Annotated in this window: 1 pseudogene; it reads right to left on the bottom strand. The window is 45.6% G+C overall.

What is annotated here, in order from left to right:
* Positions 1–100 precede the first annotated feature (100 nt).
* A pseudogene (locus tag CSV68_RS17010) lies at positions 101–362 on the bottom strand (ATP-dependent zinc metalloprotease FtsH); the annotation flags it as partial.

Below are 362 nucleotides of genomic sequence, written 5' to 3'. Positions count from 1 at the left end.
CATATCATAATTTCACATGCAGATACTGTGAATGTGTACTGAACGCACTTCCCCTTCATAAGAAAACAGCCGACTGTATACAGTCGGCTGTTGGGTTCGCTTAGTCTCTGCGTTCTTCATCAATGGATGGCAGTGTCTTATCTACTGCTCCACTTTCACTTGGCAAGTCACCGATTGACGGGTCTGATGGCGCACCCGTGCTATCAGGAGTTGTAGTTTCCACAGGGGATTCTTCTACAATTTTCTTGTCATCAACGCTACCATCGTTGTTGTCGTATGGACGGTCAGGCAATGTACCGTGATCTTTCAAGTGATTGATTTGTTCCGCATCCAACGTTTCGACTTCTAATAAAGTCGTTGCG

Origin of the sequence: Sporosarcina sp. P29 (assembly GCF_002743265.1) — a bacterium.
Taxonomy (GTDB): Bacteria; Bacillota; Bacilli; order Bacillales_A; family Planococcaceae; genus Sporosarcina.
This window is presented reverse-complemented; position numbering and strand designations above follow the sequence as displayed.